General features: G+C 36.5%; 13 protein-coding genes. 10 read left to right on the forward strand and 3 right to left on the reverse strand.

The window, feature by feature from the left end:
• Positions 1 to 69 precede the first annotated feature (69 nt).
• The 4 genes from guaA to HCN53_RS00660 are packed head-to-tail and all read left to right on the forward strand — an operon-like array spanning position 70 to position 4,489.
• A complete protein-coding gene (gene guaA, locus HCN53_RS00645; protein WP_105018589.1) occupies positions 70 to 1,605 on the forward strand; it encodes a glutamine-hydrolyzing GMP synthase in 1,536 nt (511 codons plus the stop codon).
• A gap of 1 nt (position 1,606) precedes the next feature.
• The gene (locus tag HCN53_RS00650; protein ID WP_167341663.1) at positions 1,607 to 3,541 is read left to right on the forward strand and encodes a LysM peptidoglycan-binding domain-containing protein; all 1,935 of its coding nucleotides are present in this window, start codon (positions 1,607 to 1,609) and stop codon (positions 3,539 to 3,541) included.
• Positions 3,542 to 3,560: 19 nt separating this feature from the next.
• Positions 3,561 to 3,962, forward strand: a complete 402-nt coding sequence (locus HCN53_RS00655) for an OsmC family protein (RefSeq protein WP_167341664.1) — start codon at positions 3,561 to 3,563, stop codon at positions 3,960 to 3,962.
• Positions 3,962 to 4,489, forward strand: coding sequence for a DUF922 domain-containing protein (locus tag HCN53_RS00660; RefSeq protein ID WP_167341665.1), 528 nt, complete (start codon positions 3,962 to 3,964; stop codon positions 4,487 to 4,489). The genes HCN53_RS00655 and HCN53_RS00660 overlap by 1 nt, the downstream gene beginning before the upstream one ends.
• On the opposite strand, the gene HCN53_RS00665 is transcribed toward HCN53_RS00660, so the two are convergent.
• A complete protein-coding gene (locus tag HCN53_RS00665; protein WP_146104989.1) occupies positions 4,484 to 4,981 on the reverse strand; it encodes a hypothetical protein in 498 nt (165 codons plus the stop codon). The genes HCN53_RS00660 and HCN53_RS00665 overlap by 6 nt on opposite strands.
• A gap of 95 nt (positions 4,982 to 5,076) precedes the next feature.
• On the opposite strand from HCN53_RS00665, the gene HCN53_RS00670 reads away from it, so the two are divergent.
• The 3 genes from HCN53_RS00670 (at position 5,077) to yidC (ending at position 11,479) form a co-directional block, all read left to right on the forward strand.
• The gene (locus HCN53_RS00670; protein WP_167341666.1) at positions 5,077 to 7,797 is read left to right on the forward strand and encodes a reprolysin-like metallopeptidase; all 2,721 of its coding nucleotides are present in this window, start codon (positions 5,077 to 5,079) and stop codon (positions 7,795 to 7,797) included.
• A gap of 182 nt (positions 7,798 to 7,979) precedes the next feature.
• Entirely contained in the window at positions 7,980 to 9,599 is a 1,620-nt protein-coding gene (locus HCN53_RS00675) for a CTP synthase (protein WP_105018594.1), read from the forward strand.
• Between the two features lie 68 nt (positions 9,600 to 9,667).
• Positions 9,668 to 11,479: a membrane protein insertase YidC gene (gene yidC, locus HCN53_RS00680; protein ID WP_167341667.1), complete on the forward strand. Its 1,812-nt coding sequence runs from the start codon at positions 9,668 to 9,670 to the stop codon at positions 11,477 to 11,479.
• Between the two features lie 241 nt (positions 11,480 to 11,720).
• Here yidC and HCN53_RS00685 read toward each other — a convergent pair whose 3' ends face one another.
• Complete coding sequence (locus HCN53_RS00685; RefSeq protein WP_167341668.1) at positions 11,721 to 12,539, reverse strand: hypothetical protein; 819 nt, start codon at positions 12,537 to 12,539, stop codon at positions 11,721 to 11,723.
• Between the two features lie 709 nt (positions 12,540 to 13,248).
• Here HCN53_RS00685 and HCN53_RS00690 point away from each other — a divergent pair.
• From HCN53_RS00690 to HCN53_RS00700, 3 genes are read left to right on the forward strand one after another with little or no spacing between them, the layout of a single operon-like run.
• Positions 13,249 to 14,004: a hypothetical protein gene (locus HCN53_RS00690; RefSeq protein WP_121916940.1), complete on the forward strand. Its 756-nt coding sequence runs from the start codon at positions 13,249 to 13,251 to the stop codon at positions 14,002 to 14,004.
• 1 nt (position 14,005) lies between these two features.
• Entirely contained in the window at positions 14,006 to 14,401 is a 396-nt protein-coding gene (locus tag HCN53_RS00695; protein WP_121916941.1) for a DUF5675 family protein, read from the forward strand.
• Between the two features lie 4 nt (positions 14,402 to 14,405).
• Positions 14,406 to 14,690, forward strand: a complete 285-nt coding sequence (locus HCN53_RS00700; protein ID WP_167341669.1) for a hypothetical protein — start codon at positions 14,406 to 14,408, stop codon at positions 14,688 to 14,690.
• 536 nt (positions 14,691 to 15,226) lie between these two features.
• Here HCN53_RS00700 and HCN53_RS00705 read toward each other — a convergent pair.
• Positions 15,227 to 15,838, reverse strand: coding sequence for a hypothetical protein (locus HCN53_RS00705; protein WP_167341670.1), 612 nt, complete (start codon positions 15,836 to 15,838; stop codon positions 15,227 to 15,229).
• Between the last annotated feature and the right edge of the window lie 780 nt (positions 15,839 to 16,618).

The raw sequence follows: 16,618 nt of genomic DNA on the forward strand, positions 1-16,618 counted from the left end.
TTAACAAAACCTGATGACAATTATTTAAAAGCCTGATGGCTTTTTTCTAGCAAAAGGGTAAATTTGCCCATGCAACATGACAAGGTACTTATAATCGATTTTGGCTCGCAGTATACTCAGCTTATTGCTCGCCGTGTTAGAGAACTCAATATCTATTCTGAAATTCATCCCTATCATCACTTGCCTGATGATATCGATGGATTTAAAGCCGTAATACTTTCTGGTAGTCCAATGTCTGTAAGGTCTGATCAGGCATTTCACATAGATCTAGATTCTATACGTGGTAAAAAGCCACTTTTGGGTGTTTGTTATGGAGCACAGTACCTTGCACATTTCCATGGAGGTGAAGTAGGAGCTAGTAGCACAAGAGAATATGGACGAGCTAATTTGAATTACGTTCACCCAGATGAGCCTTTTTTCAAAGGAATAAACAAAGGCAGTCAGGTCTGGATGAGTCACAGTGATACAATTAAAAAACTTCCCACAGGCGGAACACTTTTAGCTTCTACAAATGATGTAGAGAATGCCGCATACAAAATAGAAGGAGAAAAAACCTATGCTATTCAATTTCATCCAGAAGTTTATCATAGTACAGATGGTAAGTTACTACTGCAAAACTTTTTGATAGACATAGCCGAAGTAAAACCAGACTGGACGCCTAATGCTTTTGTTGAAGAAACAGTTGCCCATCTTAAAGAGAAAATAGGTGATGATAAAGTGGTATTAGGATTGTCTGGTGGAGTAGATAGCAGTGTGGCTGCCATGTTACTGCACAAAGCGATCGGAAATAACCTGTATTGTATTTTCGTAAACAACGGCCTACTTCGTAAGAATGAATTTAGTCAAGTACTTCATCAATATGAAGGAATGGGACTTAATGTTAAAGGAGTGGATGCTTCGGCACGATTTATGGAAGCACTTGCTGGTGAAAGCGATCCAGAGAAAAAACGTAAGGCAATAGGGCGTGTGTTTATAGAAGTATTTGATGATGAAGCTACTTCTATCAAAGACGTTACTTACCTGGCACAAGGAACAATTTATCCTGATGTGATAGAAAGTGTAAGTGCTACTGGTGGACCTAGTGCCACGATTAAATCTCATCACAATGTAGGAGGATTGCCAGATTTTATGAAATTAAAAGTGGTAGAACCTCTTAAGGCATTGTTTAAGGATGAAGTTCGTAGAGTAGGAGCAAGTATGGGAATGGCACCAGAATTATTGGGTCGTCATCCTTTTCCAGGTCCAGGATTAGCTATTCGTATTCTAGGTGATATCACACCAGAAAAAGTCGCTATACTGCAAGAGGTAGATGCTGTTTTTATTGAGAATCTTAAAAAATGGAATCTTTATGATAAAGTATGGCAGGCAGGAGCAATCTTACTTCCTGTAAATTCTGTAGGAGTGATGGGTGATGAACGCACTTATGAAAAATGTGTAGCTTTAAGAGCTGTAGAAAGTACAGATGGTATGACCGCCGATTGGGTGAATTTACCTTATGAATTTTTACAAGCTACCAGTAATGAGATAATAAATAAAGTAAAGGGCGTTAATAGAGTAGTGTATGACATTAGTTCAAAACCGCCAGCAACAATAGAGTGGGAATAATATGAAGCATTTTATATATAGTTTATTAATTATTTGTCTCGCTTTCGCGAAAGCGAGCTGTGCAAGCGCACAAACCTATAAAAAGCATACAGTTGATCAGGGTGAGACCTTGTATAGTATAACGCAGTTATATGACGTTACAGAAGATGCTCTAGTTCAACTTAATCCCGACCTTAAATCAGGATTAAAAATGGGTGCAGTACTATTGATACCTGAAAAGTCTGGCAAGCAAGATAGTAGGATTGAAAAATATATCACCCATAAAGTTAAACGAAAAGATAATCTTTTTAGACTTGCTCAAAAGTATGGGATTGATGAACTAGATATAAAAGAGGCCAACAAAGAATTATACTCAAAACCCTTAAAACGAGGTGATAAAATAAGAATTCCTGTTTTTGCCGAAGACCAAAAGCAACAAATGACACAGGATAATTCACCTATCACTTTGATAGATGGACAATATAAAGTCTTGCCCAAGGATACTAAATACGGTATAGCAACTAGATATGGTATAAAAGTTAAGGAATTAGAAAAACTTAATGATGGTTTAGATAACTTACAACCTGGAATGATAATCAACGTTCCCAAAAAGAATACCGTTGAAAATGAAGGGTCAACTGATGCAAGTAAATTTGTGACCTACACTGTGCCGGCAAAAATGGGAATGTATTCGCTTACTAGATTAGCAGGAATTTCCGAGGATAGTATAATATCTTTAAATCCTGATGTTAAAGAAGGTCTCAAAGTTGGAATGCAATTAAAATTACCTGCCAGAGTTAACCTAGATAATGGTTTAAGTGGTAATGGTAAAAATACAAATAGGTTATATAGCAATTTACGAGATAGTATTGTTAATTATGATCAACAGCGTATAGCAGTAATGCTACCATTATCATTGCATAAAATTACTGAGGAACAATCCCAGGATGATAGATTGCAAGCTGATCGTACTCTAAGGATTGCCCTAGATTTCTATAGTGGTATGCAGGTAGCCAGAGACAGTGCCAAAAAATTGGGAATAGACGTCAACTTTGATTTATACGACACTCGTAAAAGTTTAGATAGAACAAAATCCATTTTAAATCAAACAGATTTTTCGAATTACAATACTATTATTGGTCCATTGATGGGTAAAAATGTAGTAGAAGTGGCAAAACACGTAAAAGGAGATGATATTCCTGTGGTGAGTCCTCTCACAACAACCGATGTAAGACTGTATAAAAATCTTTTTCAATCAAGACCTGTTGACGAGCTCTTTATTGAAAAAATGCAAAAATATATCCTTAGTATTAAGGAAGGAAAAAATATTATCATAGTTACAGACAATACAAAGCCTGAGCTTAAAAATTTATTTGCAAACCTTGTTCCCGAAGCAAAACTGTTAATTCCTAATCAAAAAAAGAATTACATTTTTAGTCGTCACTATTTTGATGCCTTGGATAAGGAAAAAGAAAATTTAGTAATTCTTGCAGTTGATAACGTTGGATTTATCACCGATGCTGTTTCTAATTATAGCGCAAAGGCTGATGACTTTAAAATCACCATGATAGGAATGGATAATTACGAGGATATGGATTTGTCAAATACTCGACTTGCGCAGCTTAATTATATTTACCCAAAAATGAATAGAGATTCTGGTGGTGATACCGCTTTCGCGAAAGCGTACTATCGAGCACACAATATTTCACCCAATGAGTATGCAACAAGAGGATTTGATGTAACTATGGATGTGATATTAAGACAAGCTAGCGCTAGTGATTTATTTGAAAGTGCCATGCGCCATGGAGCAACAACGATGGTTGAAAACAAATTTGATTATCGAAAGAAGTTTCTTGCGGGATATTATAATGAAGCAGTTTTTCTATTACAATATCAAAAGGATTTATCTATAAAAGTTATTGATGTGGATTCGTCTGAGCAAACAAAAGAGAATTAAAAAATCGAATAGTTGAGATATGACATCAAGGGTTGAGTATTTAGGAGATTTAAGGTGTAAATCTGTTCATATTAAAAGTGATAAATCATTCGTAACAGATGCTCCTACCGATAACAATGGGAAAGGAGAAGCCTTTTCACCAACTGACACTGTGGCAACGGCTCTTGCAAGTTGTATGCTTACTGTAATGGGAATAAAGGCAAATGATCTTAATCAGGATATTTCTGGTAGTTGTGCTCATGTGTTAAAAACAATGGCAAGTGAACCTCGAAGAATTTCTAAAATAGAAGTTTCACTTGAAATGAAGGGTAATTGTGATAAGCGCACTCAAATTATTCTTGAGAGGATAGGGAATACTTGTCCTGTACTAAATAGCTTGCATCCTGACATTGAAAAGGTAATTAAGTTCAACTGGGAATGATGAAACTTGCTTGGTGTTTCGTTTTTCTTTTAGTTCTAAATTCTTATCCTTCAGAATATTTTACTTACGAGGATCATCCTGTATTGAGCTGGGAAGATTTTAAAGGTGTTCCACCACAAAATGCGAGACATTTTGCAAGTGTCAACACAGGTATAGCCTATAGTTATGAGGTTAAGATTTTAAATGGTGATTTTCATTTGAGCTATGAAGTAGAAAGTCAATTTTATCCTCAGCTCAGTTGGAAAAAAAATATACAAGAAAGTAGTAGAGATTTACTTGCTCACGAGCAATTGCATTGGGATATTTCTGAAATTTATGCTAGAAAACTCAGAATAACTTTAGGCAAATATCGACCTAGAAAGTCATACAAAACTGATTTGAATGAAATCTTCCAAAAAATTGAATCAGAAAGACGAAAGCTACAAAAGCAGTACGATAGGGAAACTAATCACGGTATCGACAAGGTAGAACAAGCTAGGTGGTACATAAAAATCAAGGAGCAACTTTTTAAAACTACTCATCTATAATTTGATAGTGGTATTAATTGATTTTAAAATGTGAGGCACTTCACTTAAAGAGAAAGTTCCTGTTAAAGTAATCTGTTCATTGTTTCTATTGAGCTTAATATTAGCTTTTTCAACTGGATAGTATCCAGTCGCTCCTCTACAATTACACAATCTACCGAAAGACAAATCCTTGATATTTTCCTGATTGTACTCGTAGGTACCATTCTCGTTAGGAATTAAAATGTGAAGTTCTTCCTTGTAATAAGAATCTGCAATGTTATTCATCTCATCTCTTAAGAAGGAATAACGAACAGAACTTTGATCAGAGTTCATCTTTTTAATGTAGGTGGCACCATATTCATCTGCTTGTATCTTGAAAATTGTATTTTCAAAAAACTCAGATTGACATGTGCCTCCTTCTGGGCAATTGGATGAACTGTTTTTCATTATCATATCCTTTTCAGTTTTACATCCCAAGGTTACAGTTAGAACAATTAAAAGAAAGATCTTCATTATAGAAATTTTAAATTTTTGTCCACTATTCATTATGAGTTTGTTTATATAAATGTGATGATTAAACGTTATTTTTACAGCATAAGATATAGATTATGCAAAACAAATACCCTTCTAATGCTTTATTTTTAGTTTTAGTAATATTGATTTCATCAATTTCGATTGCTCAAAATAATTTTTTTAAACAAATTTCTAAAATTCAAATTAAGGATTCTGATAAACTCGAAAGGAAATCAGAGCCTTTTAGGTACAAACTTTATTCTATCGATGTAAATCAAATTAAGGCATCGATTATTAATGCTCCTCATCGTTTTGATAGTACCACCCATAGCTCTGACATTATCACCTTGCCTACAAGCCATGGTGTTTTGGATTTTGAGGTTTACGCAGCACCTATTATGGAAAAAGCATTGCAGGATAAGTATAGCGATATCAATTCTTATATAGGCTATTCAACAGATAATTCCAGTACTCAAATTCGTTTTACAATCACACCATTAGGATTTCACGGAATGATTTATAACCCAGAATCTGGATTGGAATTTATTGATCCTTTTACAAAGGATAGATCAGTTTATATATCTTATTCAAAACAGGATCTACCAGTTATTGATGCTGGCGGTTATTGTACACTAGATACGTCAAATGTTCAATCACGTGAGGATCATAGCCACGATATTTCTAAGAATGCAAATGACGGTCAGTTGCGTACTTATAGAATTGCTATAAGTGCTACCATAGAATATTCTAGATTTCATTGGGAACGAGCAGGTTTTACAAATACAGACACTGAACAAGTACGAAGAGCGGCTGTTCTAGCAGCTATGAATGTAACACTCGCGCGAAACAATTTTGTTTATGAACAAGATTTATCAGTTACAATGAATTTAGTGGCTAACAATGATTTATTAATTTTTATCAATTCTGATAATTTAAGCAACGACAATGCTGGAGCAATTTTACCTCAAAATCAGCAATTAATTGACTCAACTATAGGGTCAGGTAATTACGATATTGGACATGTTTTCACAACTGGTGGTGGTGGTTTGGCTTCGTTAGGTAGTGTTTGCGTACCTGGTAGAAAAGCACAAGGAGTAACTGGACGAGCACAACCAATTGGAGATCCATATGATATTGATTTTGTAGCTCATGAATTAGGACATCAATTTGGTGCGCCACATAGTTTTAATGGTACAGCAGGAAGCTGTTCGGGTGGTAATAGAAGTGGTGGATCTGCCTATGAAGTAGGAAGTGGTTCAACAATTATGGCATATGCAGGAATTTGTCCACCTCAAAACGTTCAACCTAATAGTGATGCTTATTTTCATCAAACGAGTATTAATAGTATATGGAATACAATCGATTTTACCTGCGCACAACAAACTCCTACAGGAAACTCTCAACCAACTGCAAATGCTGGTTTAGATTATTTTATACCTAGTCAAACTCCTTTCAAATTAACTGCAAGCGCAACGGATGCAGATGGTACTGCAGGGTTGACATATACTTGGGAGCAATTTGATCTTGGCTCAGCAGGGTTGCCTAGCCCAACTAATACTACAGGACCACTATTTAGATCTTTTCAAGGAACTACTAGTCCTACAAGATTTATCCCACAGCTTGAAGATATAGTTGCAAATGGAGGAGTATCTACAGAGTGGGAAGTACTTCCTTCTGTAACAAGGGGAATGAATTTTACCGTAACCGTAAGGGATAATGATGCAAGAGGTGGACAAACGGACTCTGATACCATGAGAGCTACTTCAATAACCGCTGCAGGACCCTTTAGAGTTACATCTCAAAATACTACGGGTATAGTATGGTTGCCAGGAAGTACCGAAACCATTACTTGGGATGTGGCAGGAACTAATGCAAACGGTATTAATGAAGGGTTTGTTAATATTGTTTTATCAACTGATGGTGGTCAAACCTTCGATACTGTTTTAGCATCAAACGTTCCTAATAATGGTTCTTATGATTTGATAGTTCCTGGCGGAATTGTAGCGCCTAATTGTAGGTTAATGATAGAGGCAGCTAATAACATCTTTTTTAATATAAACGATGAAGATTTCAATATAAACGCAAATGTGCAAACCACTTGTGATACCTATTCTTCAGGAAATATCAACTTACCTATTCCTGACGGTCAAGGAAGCAATGTTCAAGGAGCTGTACTTTCAAATCAAATTAATATTCCAGTTTCCAATGTTTCTCAAGAAATTAGAATAGATTTAGATATTACACATGACTATGTTCAGGACTTAGTAGTACAAGTTAACAATCCGAACGGTGATGTTGCTACGATTTGGGGTAGAACATGTATTGGTGAGGACGATATTGATATTTTGTTTCAAGATGGTGCACCTGATGTTGTATGTGTTAGTCCTGTTTCAGGTACTTACTCTAGTCCGGTTGATCCTATGTCAACATTATCAAACAGTGATGTTAATGGCAATTGGACTATAGTAATGGCAGATTTTTTTAATGGAGATGCTGGTGTATTGAATCAATGGGCTGTTCAAGTATGTCAAACAACAGTAACTCCGTTGAGTAATCAGGATATTGTATTGACTCCGCAAGTTTCTATATATCCAAATCCTGCTACAAATTCATTCAATCTTTTATTAGATCAATGGAATGACGAACCTACTTCTGTAACCTTATATGACCTGTCTGGTAAAGAAATTATAACTCGCAATTTTGAGAACTCGTTTGTAGAGCAGCAGTTTTCTTTGGAAACAATTGCCAGCGGTATGTATATAGTAGAAGTAAAACAAAATAGTAATACGATTTCTACTAAACTCATAGTAGAGTAAGTATATAAAATAAAATTATAATTCAAATCCCTATTCCTCATAAAAAAGGAATAGGGATTCTTTAATAATAGCAACTAAATTTCTTAATCGGTGAAGTGCTTAATAACTACTTCAATTATGCTTACAATCCCATATTAAATAATTACTTTTGCACCTGTTTTTAAAGTAAGGAAACAGATATTATGGCACATGCTAAGTACATTTTTGTAACGGGTGGAGTAACCTCATCATTAGGAAAAGGAATTATCGCAGCTTCACTAGCAAAACTGCTACAGGCTAGAGGATTAAGAGTTACAATCCAAAAACTTGATCCATACATTAACGTAGATCCTGGAACACTGAATCCTTATGAACATGGTGAGTGTTACGTAACAGAGGATGGTGCCGAAACTGATTTAGATCTAGGACATTATGAAAGGTTTTTAAATGTTAATACCTCTCAAGCAAATAACGTTACTACAGGACGTATTTATCAAAGTGTCATTCAAAAAGAACGTAGAGGAGAGTTCCTAGGAAAAACGGTTCAAGTGATTCCACATATAACTGATGAGATTAAGGAGCGTATTCAGATTTTAGGTAAATCAGGTGATTATGATGTTATAATTACCGAGATAGGTGGAACAGTTGGAGATATTGAGTCATTACCTTACATCGAAAGCGTACGTCAATTACAATGGGAATTAGGTGATAACAATTCATTAGTTATTCATTTAACGCTTATACCATTTTTAAGTGCGGCAGGCGAGTTAAAAACAAAACCTACGCAGCACAGTGTTAAAACATTAATGGAAAGTGGAGTACAAGCAGATATATTAGTTTGTAGAACTGAACACGAACTTTCTGATGAAATAAGAACGAAGCTAGCACGTTTTTGTAACGTTAAACCAGAAGCAGTAATACAATCTATTGACGTAGAAACTATTTATGACGTTCCTAATAAAATGCTATTAGAAGGATTGGATAGAGTTGTCATTAAACAATTACACATAGAAACTGAGAGCCAACCAAACCTTAAAAGTTGGAACGAGTTTGTTATCAAACATAAAAATCCTAAAAGTCAGGTGACGATTGGATTAATTGGTAAATATGTTGAGTTACAAGATAGCTATAAATCTATTTTAGAAGCATTCATTCATGCCGGTGCAGAAAATGAGGTAAAAGTTAAGATTGAGAGTATTCACAGTGAGTACTTAGAGGTAGAAAATGTTGAGAAAAAGTTATCACATTTAGACGGCGTTCTAGTTGCACCTGGGTTTGGTGAACGAGGGATAGAAGGTAAAATAGAAGCAGTTAGGTATGCTCGAGAAAACGGATTACCATTTTTTGGTATCTGTTTGGGTATGCAAATGGCGGTAATTGAATATTCACGTAACGTTTTAGGATTGAAAGAGTCTAACTCTATAGAAATGGACGACAACACGCCGCATCCTGTAATTTCTCTTATGGAGGATCAAAAAAATATACTAGACATGGGTGGTACCATGAGACTAGGTGCTTGGGATTGTAAATTGAATGGTGGTAGAGTGTCAGAAATCTATGGAAATGAATTGATAAGTGAGCGTCATCGTCATCGTTATGAATATAACAATGAATATAGAGATCAACTTGAACAAGCTGGATTAAAAACTACCGGAGTCAATCCAAAAACTGATTTGGTTGAAATCGTTGAAATAGAGGATCATCCTTGGTTTATTGGAGTACAGTACCATCCTGAGTATAAAAGTACAGTAGCAAATCCACACCCATTGTTCAAATCATTTGTAGCTGCGGCGGCAACATTTAAAAGTAATAAAAATAAATAATCTGATTCCGCTTTCGCGAAAGCAGAATCACCACAAACCCTTTACAGAGTTTCAAACTCTATCTAGAAATGGAAGAAAATAAAACAGACTGGAAGCAAATATTAGGTATGTCCTTAATCTTTGCAATATTGATGTACATGTTCTTTATGAATAAGGAAGAAGTACAAGAACAAAAACCAAATACCACAACTGAACAATCTATATCCAATAATGATCAACTTGTTCCTGATGGCTTGACAGTTGTAAATGATTCAATTAATCCTAGTAATAGTGCGGAAACTTTATCCTACCAGACCGAATTAGTAGATTACAAATTCAGTACAAAAGGAGCATATTTAACCCAAGCCGAACTTTTAAAGTTTAAGACTTACGATTCTTTACCAGTTTACTTAGTAAACGATGGTGATATGCGATTGAATTTGACCTTTATGACCAAAGATGGTCGTAAGTTAAATACCGCAGACATGCTTTTTACTCCGCAACAAAGTATGAACGGTGAAAATAAGGTTTTTAACTTCGTTGCTACACCAGGTAACAATGCCAAAATAGAATTTAGATATGAAATCAAACCAGATAATTATATGGTTGATTTTACTATTAGAAGTACTGGTTTAAACTCGGTTGCAAATACAAGTGATGCTGTTTCACTTAAATGGGATATGCAAGGGTATAGACGTTCAAAGAGTATTCAAAATGAGAACAGATATACTGAAATTAAATTTGAATATGATGGTGGTAGCGATGATTATACAGGACAAGGAGAAACCGCCGAGGAGGAAGGAAACGCTATTACTTGGGCAGCTTACAAGCAACACTTTTTCAGTTCAATACTTGTAACCGACACTCCATTTACGTCTGGTGTTTTAAGAACTAAGAATATTGCATCTATAGACGATACACAAAATAAATTTACCAAGGAATTTAGTTCAGAATTTCAATTAGATTATTCTGGTGGTGAGTTAATGTATAATATGGACTGGTATTTTGGTCCTACGGATTATGATATTCTTGAAAATTATGATGCCAATCTGGAAGAAGTAGTTGATTTAGGTTGGGGAATTTTTGGTGTCATTAATAAATATGTAATTAGACCACTATTTACTTTTATTACGTCTCCTAATTATCTAGGAATTCCTGTTGGAATAGGAATTATTCTTCTAACATTTGGGGTAAGGTTATTATTATCGCCAGTTTTATATAAAAGTTATTTAACTCAGGCAAAAATGAAAATATTACGTCCTGAGATTGAAAAAGTAACTGCAAAGTATAAAGATGACGCTCTTAAAAAGCAACAAGAAACTATGCGTATTCAGCGTGAGGCTGGAGCAAGTCCTTTATCGGGATGTTTACCGGCCTTATTGCAGATGCCTGTATTTTTTGCCTTGTTCAAATTTTTCCCAACAGCTATCGAATTAAGACAGAAAAGCTTTTTATGGGCAGATGATTTGTCGAGTTACGACGAAATTTTTAAACTTCCTTTCCACATACCGGTTTACGGAGATCATGTAAGTTTATTTCCAATTCTAGCGTCTGTTGCTATATTTTTCTATATGCAAATGACCACTGGTCAAAACATGGCGCAGGCACAACAACCAGGAATGCCTAACATGAAGTTTATCATGTATTTATCGCCATTATTCATGTTAGTTTTCTTTAATAATTACGCAGCTGGTCTATCGCTTTACTATTTTGTATCTAACTTAATCACAATAGGACTGATGTTGGTTATAAAGAATGTAATAATTGATAAGGATAAGGTCCTTGCCAAAATTGAGAAAGCAAAAGCTAAACCTAAAAAGAAGGGTAGATTTGCTAAAAGAATGGAACAGATGATGGAACAAGCACAAGCTCAACAAGAGTTACAGAAGAAGAAAAAATAACATCTTATTATACAACATTAAAAACAGCTTTGTGAATATTTCATAAAGCTGTTTTTTTATTAATTGGCTTTACTTATTAAATTCAATATATGACTTTGTGTGAGCTTAGTAAATTTAAAACTATGAACTTTCTCTCGTTTTAAATTTTTAATCGTATTAGCAACTACTTAAAATATAAAAAAAGTGTTTTTACATATGTAAAAACACTTTTTATGATTTTCCGTTCTTTTTCCTTAATACCTTACTCCTTAAGAGTAACTGTTCTTGTCACACTATTGAATGGTCCAGGTATAACTTGATTATTATCGTCAACAAGCTCTAGTTTGATGGAAACTTCACCCATAGGAAGTCCTTTTATAATATATGGAGCCCATTCAGTAATAGTAAAAATTTGATCGTTTATAGTAGCTCTTACCTTATTTCCGTCTTCTGAAAGAGTGGTGTTAATAACAAAGAAATCTAATAGTAAATTCTCAGTGTCTTTACCAGAATACTCTCCTTTAGGTCTGCTATAAATAAGAGTAGGAGCATCCATATCTAATTCTTGAGTAATCTCGTCACCTACTTGTACTTTCTTTACCACGACAGAATTGTTATTTTTAACAGATTCATGGTAAGATCTACTTAAAAAAGCTACTAGGTGGTGTGTTCCGTCAGGAAGAGCTTTAGTAAAGGTAGGCTCATAGTGAGCAGAGTAGGGTTGATTATTCACAATAAAATGAATGTGCTGACCTTTTCCTGAATTGGCTAAACGGTTTGCATTTTCACTGTCAGTAATTGCTCCTAATTCATAGTTTGTAACTTCAAAATCAAAGTTAGTATCACCGGAAGGAATAGTTCCAGAAACATCTGGAGATTTAAGAGAAAGACTAGCAGTTTCATAAGCTGGTGAGTCCATTAATTTTTCGATAGTAATAGAAGGCAATTCTTGTTCTACCATCGCTTCTTCAGAGAGCATTTCTTCGCTTTCCTCTGATTTTGGAGATTCCTTACATGCAATAAGTGTGGTAGCTGTTAAGGCTAAACCAATAGCTGCTATTCTGTATTTTTTTATGTTCATGATGTTAGTTTGTTAGTTAATTTAAATTTTTAGTCTTCTCAAAGATAGTAATAGTGATTTGCAACAACGTGTAAATTAACGCTTTCTTGGGTTTGTGACTTTTGTTTTGTAAATGTGAAGAAATAAAAAACCCAGCTATAAAAGCTGGGTTTTTAAAGTGACCTCGACAGGATTGCCGTAAAACCACGCATTATGCAGTATTTTCAGGGCTTAAACAGTTAGTCAAGATATACAACTGACCGATTAACTACCATTTTTAATGAACTTGCTTGAATTGTTTTGATACTTTCAAGACTATATAAAGATAACAATTTCCAGTATTCAAACCTACATAAACAGCACTAAATACTATGAAACTTGCTGTAAATATTCTGTGATAATTTCCTCTTCTATGCCGCTATATTCGGCGAATTCTTTGACGGTTACAAACTGATGGGATTGCTTATCAAAGTGCCTTCTAATATCATTTAAAAGCTTCCTGCCATAGCGTTCGCTTCTGCCAGTTAGGCAATGCACGTCTTTTGGGAATATGCAGGCTCTTAAAATCTTCATAGTGATACACTATCCATACGTCATCCATAGGGAATCCTTGCTTGAAGTATAGGTCATTCTCGGCAAAAATCGTGCTAATCGGCTGAGGTGGTATGGGTTATTTCTCTTTCCTTACAAATCTACTTTGATTTGTTGAGTAATCATAAAATTTTTAAAAATGGCAAGACAAACTGGTATTATCAAACTGAAGGGAACACTTGGCGACATTTCCTTTTACAAAAGCTCTGACGGGCACCTGGCGCGCACCAAAGGTGGTGTGGATGCCAATCGTATCGCCAATGATCCAGCGTTTCAAAGAACGCGTGAGAATGGGTCTGAATTTGGACGTGCCGGCAAAGGCGGCAAAGTCATCCGCAATGCTATCCGTGTGCTTTTGCAGAATGCAAAAGACAAGCGTGTGGTAAGTCGATTGACAAAAGCACTTGTGGCAGTAACCAAAACGGACACGGTCAACGAGCGTGGCGCCAGAACTATCGAAGATGGTGATATGGCAACGCTACAAGGCTTTGAGTTCAACCTCAATGGGAAACTTGGTGCAACCTTGTTTGCTCCTTATTCCACCACTCTCGACCGTGCAACTGGCGATGTGGAATTGAACTTGGCACCATTTGCACCAGCGGTGCGAATTGCTGCTCCTGGTGGAACTACACACTTCAAAGTTGTAACTGGTGCTGCAGAGCTTGACTTTGCAAATGAGACCTCGAGCTTCGAGAGTGCTGAGACGGCAATTTTGCCGTATGACGGTGCAAACACCGCAGCCATCAACCTTGCGGTCGCTCTTCCAGCTGGATCGGCGTTGCCGATTGTGCAGGTGGTTGGAATCGAATTCTATCAGCAAGTGAACGGGCAGATGTATTCGTTGAAAAATGGTGCATTTAATGCGCTTTCAGTTGCAAATGTAGATAAGGTTTAAGATGGACCTCATCCTGAAGCGAAGCTATTTTGAAAAGGGTACCAACGGTGCCCTTTTCATCAATGGCAGATTCATCTGCTTTACGATTGAGCTGCCTTGGCAGGACAATCGGCGGAATGTTTCTTGTGTTCCGGAAGGCGCTTATGAGGTTGTACCGAGAATTTCGAAGCGGTTTAGAAATCATCTTCACATTTTGAACGTTCCTGGTCGTAGTTTGATTCTCATACACCCTGCAAATGATGCCGCAAAGGAACTGCGCGGCTGTCTATCGCCAGTTTCGCAACTCTCAGGCATTGGAACGGGCTGGTTATCTCGGGCTGCATTGCAGAAGCTGTTATCGCTCTGCTATCAAGCCTATGACCGAAAAGAAAAAGTAACATTAACTATAAAATCTTAATACAATGAACCTTGTACAACGTTATAAAAAACCAACACCGAAGTTTTTCAAGACTTTGAGAAATATAGGTATCGCATTGGCCACCGCTGGCGGTGCCATTATCGCAGCTCCCATCGCACTTCCTGCAGCTGTTGTAACCGTCGCAACCTATATGACCGTCGCTGGCACGGTTGCCACAGCTGTAAGTCAAGCAGTAGTTTCAGATGATTCCGCTTCCGCGAAAGCGAAAAAAGAAAAGTCTGAGGATATAGGCAAAACTGATCCCCGTCTAAGTAGGAATGAAAAGTAATCGCTATGCCACACCGATATCTTCCAACGATAATGGGCACTTTTGGTGGTACTATCGCTGCTACTGTTCCGAGTATTGACAGTGAGAGCTTCTTGACCTCAGCAATTATGGCAGTATTCGGTGCGACTATCAGTTTCATAGTGTCTTTACTTCTCAAGATTTTGGTTAAGAACCGTATTAAGAAGATACTTTCGCGAAGTACCAATCGGCAGGTAAAAAAGCGTAAACGAAAATGACATCGGTAATTGAGTAAACCCTGGAATTAGTTCTAGGGTTTTTCTTTTAGCAGGATGTTTCTACTTACTACCAAAGCCCACCAATATTATTTTAAAAGAAAAACAAAAAAAGAAAGCAATCTCTCTGGTGGCGTGGCGATGCTGTCAAGTTTTTTGGTAAAAATCTTGCGACCGACCGATAAAGGGTTGAAAAAAATGATGCGTTTCTTCGGCGCATTATTTTTTTCAAAACCGATAGGCCTGAACTTTACTGCATCATAACGTTGGCCGTAGGAAGCCAACTATATTTGTGACCTTTTTTTATTTTATCGATTCTAAGCTTTTGATGAAAGAATCATAAACATCACTGTGCTCTAAGACGAAAAATATAGTTGCATTTCTTAATTTATTGATGTCGAATGTGGTTTGATTATATTGTTTTGATACTATATAATTCTCAGGACTCAAATCGAATATTGTTTTGAAATGAGTAACATTATTCTTTATTAATGGATAAAAGTTTTCAGTAGCGTAGTTGAACCACTTTTTACCGACATCCTTTAATTCTGGTCTGATGGATATTGAATATAAGTGCAACGCATCTACTTTGCCATTGCCAATATTGTTAACTAAATAATCAGTTTTACTAACTGAGGACTTCAAGCAAGATTTTATATCAATATTGCGGTATAGTGATTCAAATAAGCAGCCGTAAAATGTTTGGGCATATTCTTTAGCACTATTAATTGGGTTGTAACTGCCGATTGTAGCTTTGTCAGTGGAAATACTACCATTGTAAAATTTAGTATTTATTCTTGGTTCAATTTTTAGTCCTATAGCTCTTCTATCATAATTGTATAACCGGAAATTTAGCTCTAAGGCAATAAAATGACCTAATTCGTGTATAAATACTCTTTTGAAATCTTCGTTCATTTTCTATTACTAAGTGTATAGGATTAATGTATAACGCAAAGGTCTTTTTATTTGTTGTTAAGCAGGTAATCCAAAAGGCGCGAGCCGCCTGCGAGATGAGCAAGGGTGCCGTGAGTGGGCGCCTGTAGGCACGGAAGGCGGTCACGGCTATGTTGTACACTAGGTGGCGCAGTTTTTTGATTCTTTTTAATGGAAGGATGAGGTTTCTTGATATGGGTAAGTGCTGTGCGTGAGTGTAGTGGCTGACGATAGGAAGTCGCGGAAGGAAGGTACAGCTCTTACTTGCCAGGACGGAAGCTGTAACACTTTTTCTGTGTTACGGCTGTAGGACGTTATTGCATTTACAAGTGTTTATTAACTAGACATCAAAAAATGTGACACCGTATAAGCCCGCAGCGACACGCAGGCTCGCAAAACGTGAAGCGGCGGTTGTCCCTTACTAATTATGCCGGCGATAGCCGTCCTATTTGGGATTTTAAGGGACAATAGTAGCCGCGAGTGCAGAAGGCGTGGAATGTGTGGAATAAAACAAGCCAGCACTTCTGGATGGCGCGTTGGACGTGTTGGCGGTCCCGACAAGGGCAGGCAAGATGTGTGTTTAATTTGAAGACCTATTGCTAATGCCTGTTTATATACCCTTGTCGGGATGTTTTATGGAACAAAATGGAACAACTGGCGCACACCTTATTACCTGCCTTCCCGAATGTTAATGCTATTACTGCTGTTTAATTGAAAGACAAATCTTTCGACGATTGTGCGCGCAAAGGCAAAGGGTACGAG

Source organism: Nonlabens sp. SY33080, from assembly GCF_011784885.1.
Taxonomy (GTDB): domain Bacteria; phylum Bacteroidota; class Bacteroidia; order Flavobacteriales; family Flavobacteriaceae; genus Nonlabens; species Nonlabens tegetincola.

Excerpts from the sequence above, each read along its gene's own strand:
- HCN53_RS00705 (WP_167341670.1), bottom strand. The coding sequence starts at position 15,838 with ATGAACGAAGATTTCAAAAGAGTATTTATACACGAATTAGGTCATTTT.
- HCN53_RS00675 (WP_105018594.1), top strand. The coding sequence starts at position 7,980 with ATGGCACATGCTAAGTACATTTTTGTAACGGGTGGAGTAACCTCATCA.
- yidC (WP_167341667.1), top strand. The coding sequence starts at position 9,668 with ATGGAAGAAAATAAAACAGACTGGAAGCAAATATTAGGTATGTCCTTA.
- HCN53_RS00700 (WP_167341669.1), top strand. The coding sequence starts at position 14,406 with ATGAACCTTGTACAACGTTATAAAAAACCAACACCGAAGTTTTTCAAG.
- HCN53_RS00685 (WP_167341668.1), bottom strand. The coding sequence starts at position 12,539 with ATGAACATAAAAAAATACAGAATAGCAGCTATTGGTTTAGCCTTAACA.
- HCN53_RS00670 (WP_167341666.1), top strand. The coding sequence starts at position 5,077 with ATGCAAAACAAATACCCTTCTAATGCTTTATTTTTAGTTTTAGTAATA.
- HCN53_RS00655 (WP_167341664.1), top strand. The coding sequence starts at position 3,561 with ATGACATCAAGGGTTGAGTATTTAGGAGATTTAAGGTGTAAATCTGTT.
- HCN53_RS00665 (WP_146104989.1), bottom strand. The coding sequence starts at position 4,981 with ATGAAGATCTTTCTTTTAATTGTTCTAACTGTAACCTTGGGATGTAAA.
- HCN53_RS00695 (WP_121916941.1), top strand. The coding sequence starts at position 14,006 with ATGGACCTCATCCTGAAGCGAAGCTATTTTGAAAAGGGTACCAACGGT.
- guaA (WP_105018589.1), top strand. The coding sequence starts at position 70 with ATGCAACATGACAAGGTACTTATAATCGATTTTGGCTCGCAGTATACT.
- HCN53_RS00690 (WP_121916940.1), top strand. The coding sequence starts at position 13,249 with ATGGCAAGACAAACTGGTATTATCAAACTGAAGGGAACACTTGGCGAC.
- HCN53_RS00660 (WP_167341665.1), top strand. The coding sequence starts at position 3,962 with ATGAAACTTGCTTGGTGTTTCGTTTTTCTTTTAGTTCTAAATTCTTAT.
- HCN53_RS00650 (WP_167341663.1), top strand. The coding sequence starts at position 1,607 with ATGAAGCATTTTATATATAGTTTATTAATTATTTGTCTCGCTTTCGCG.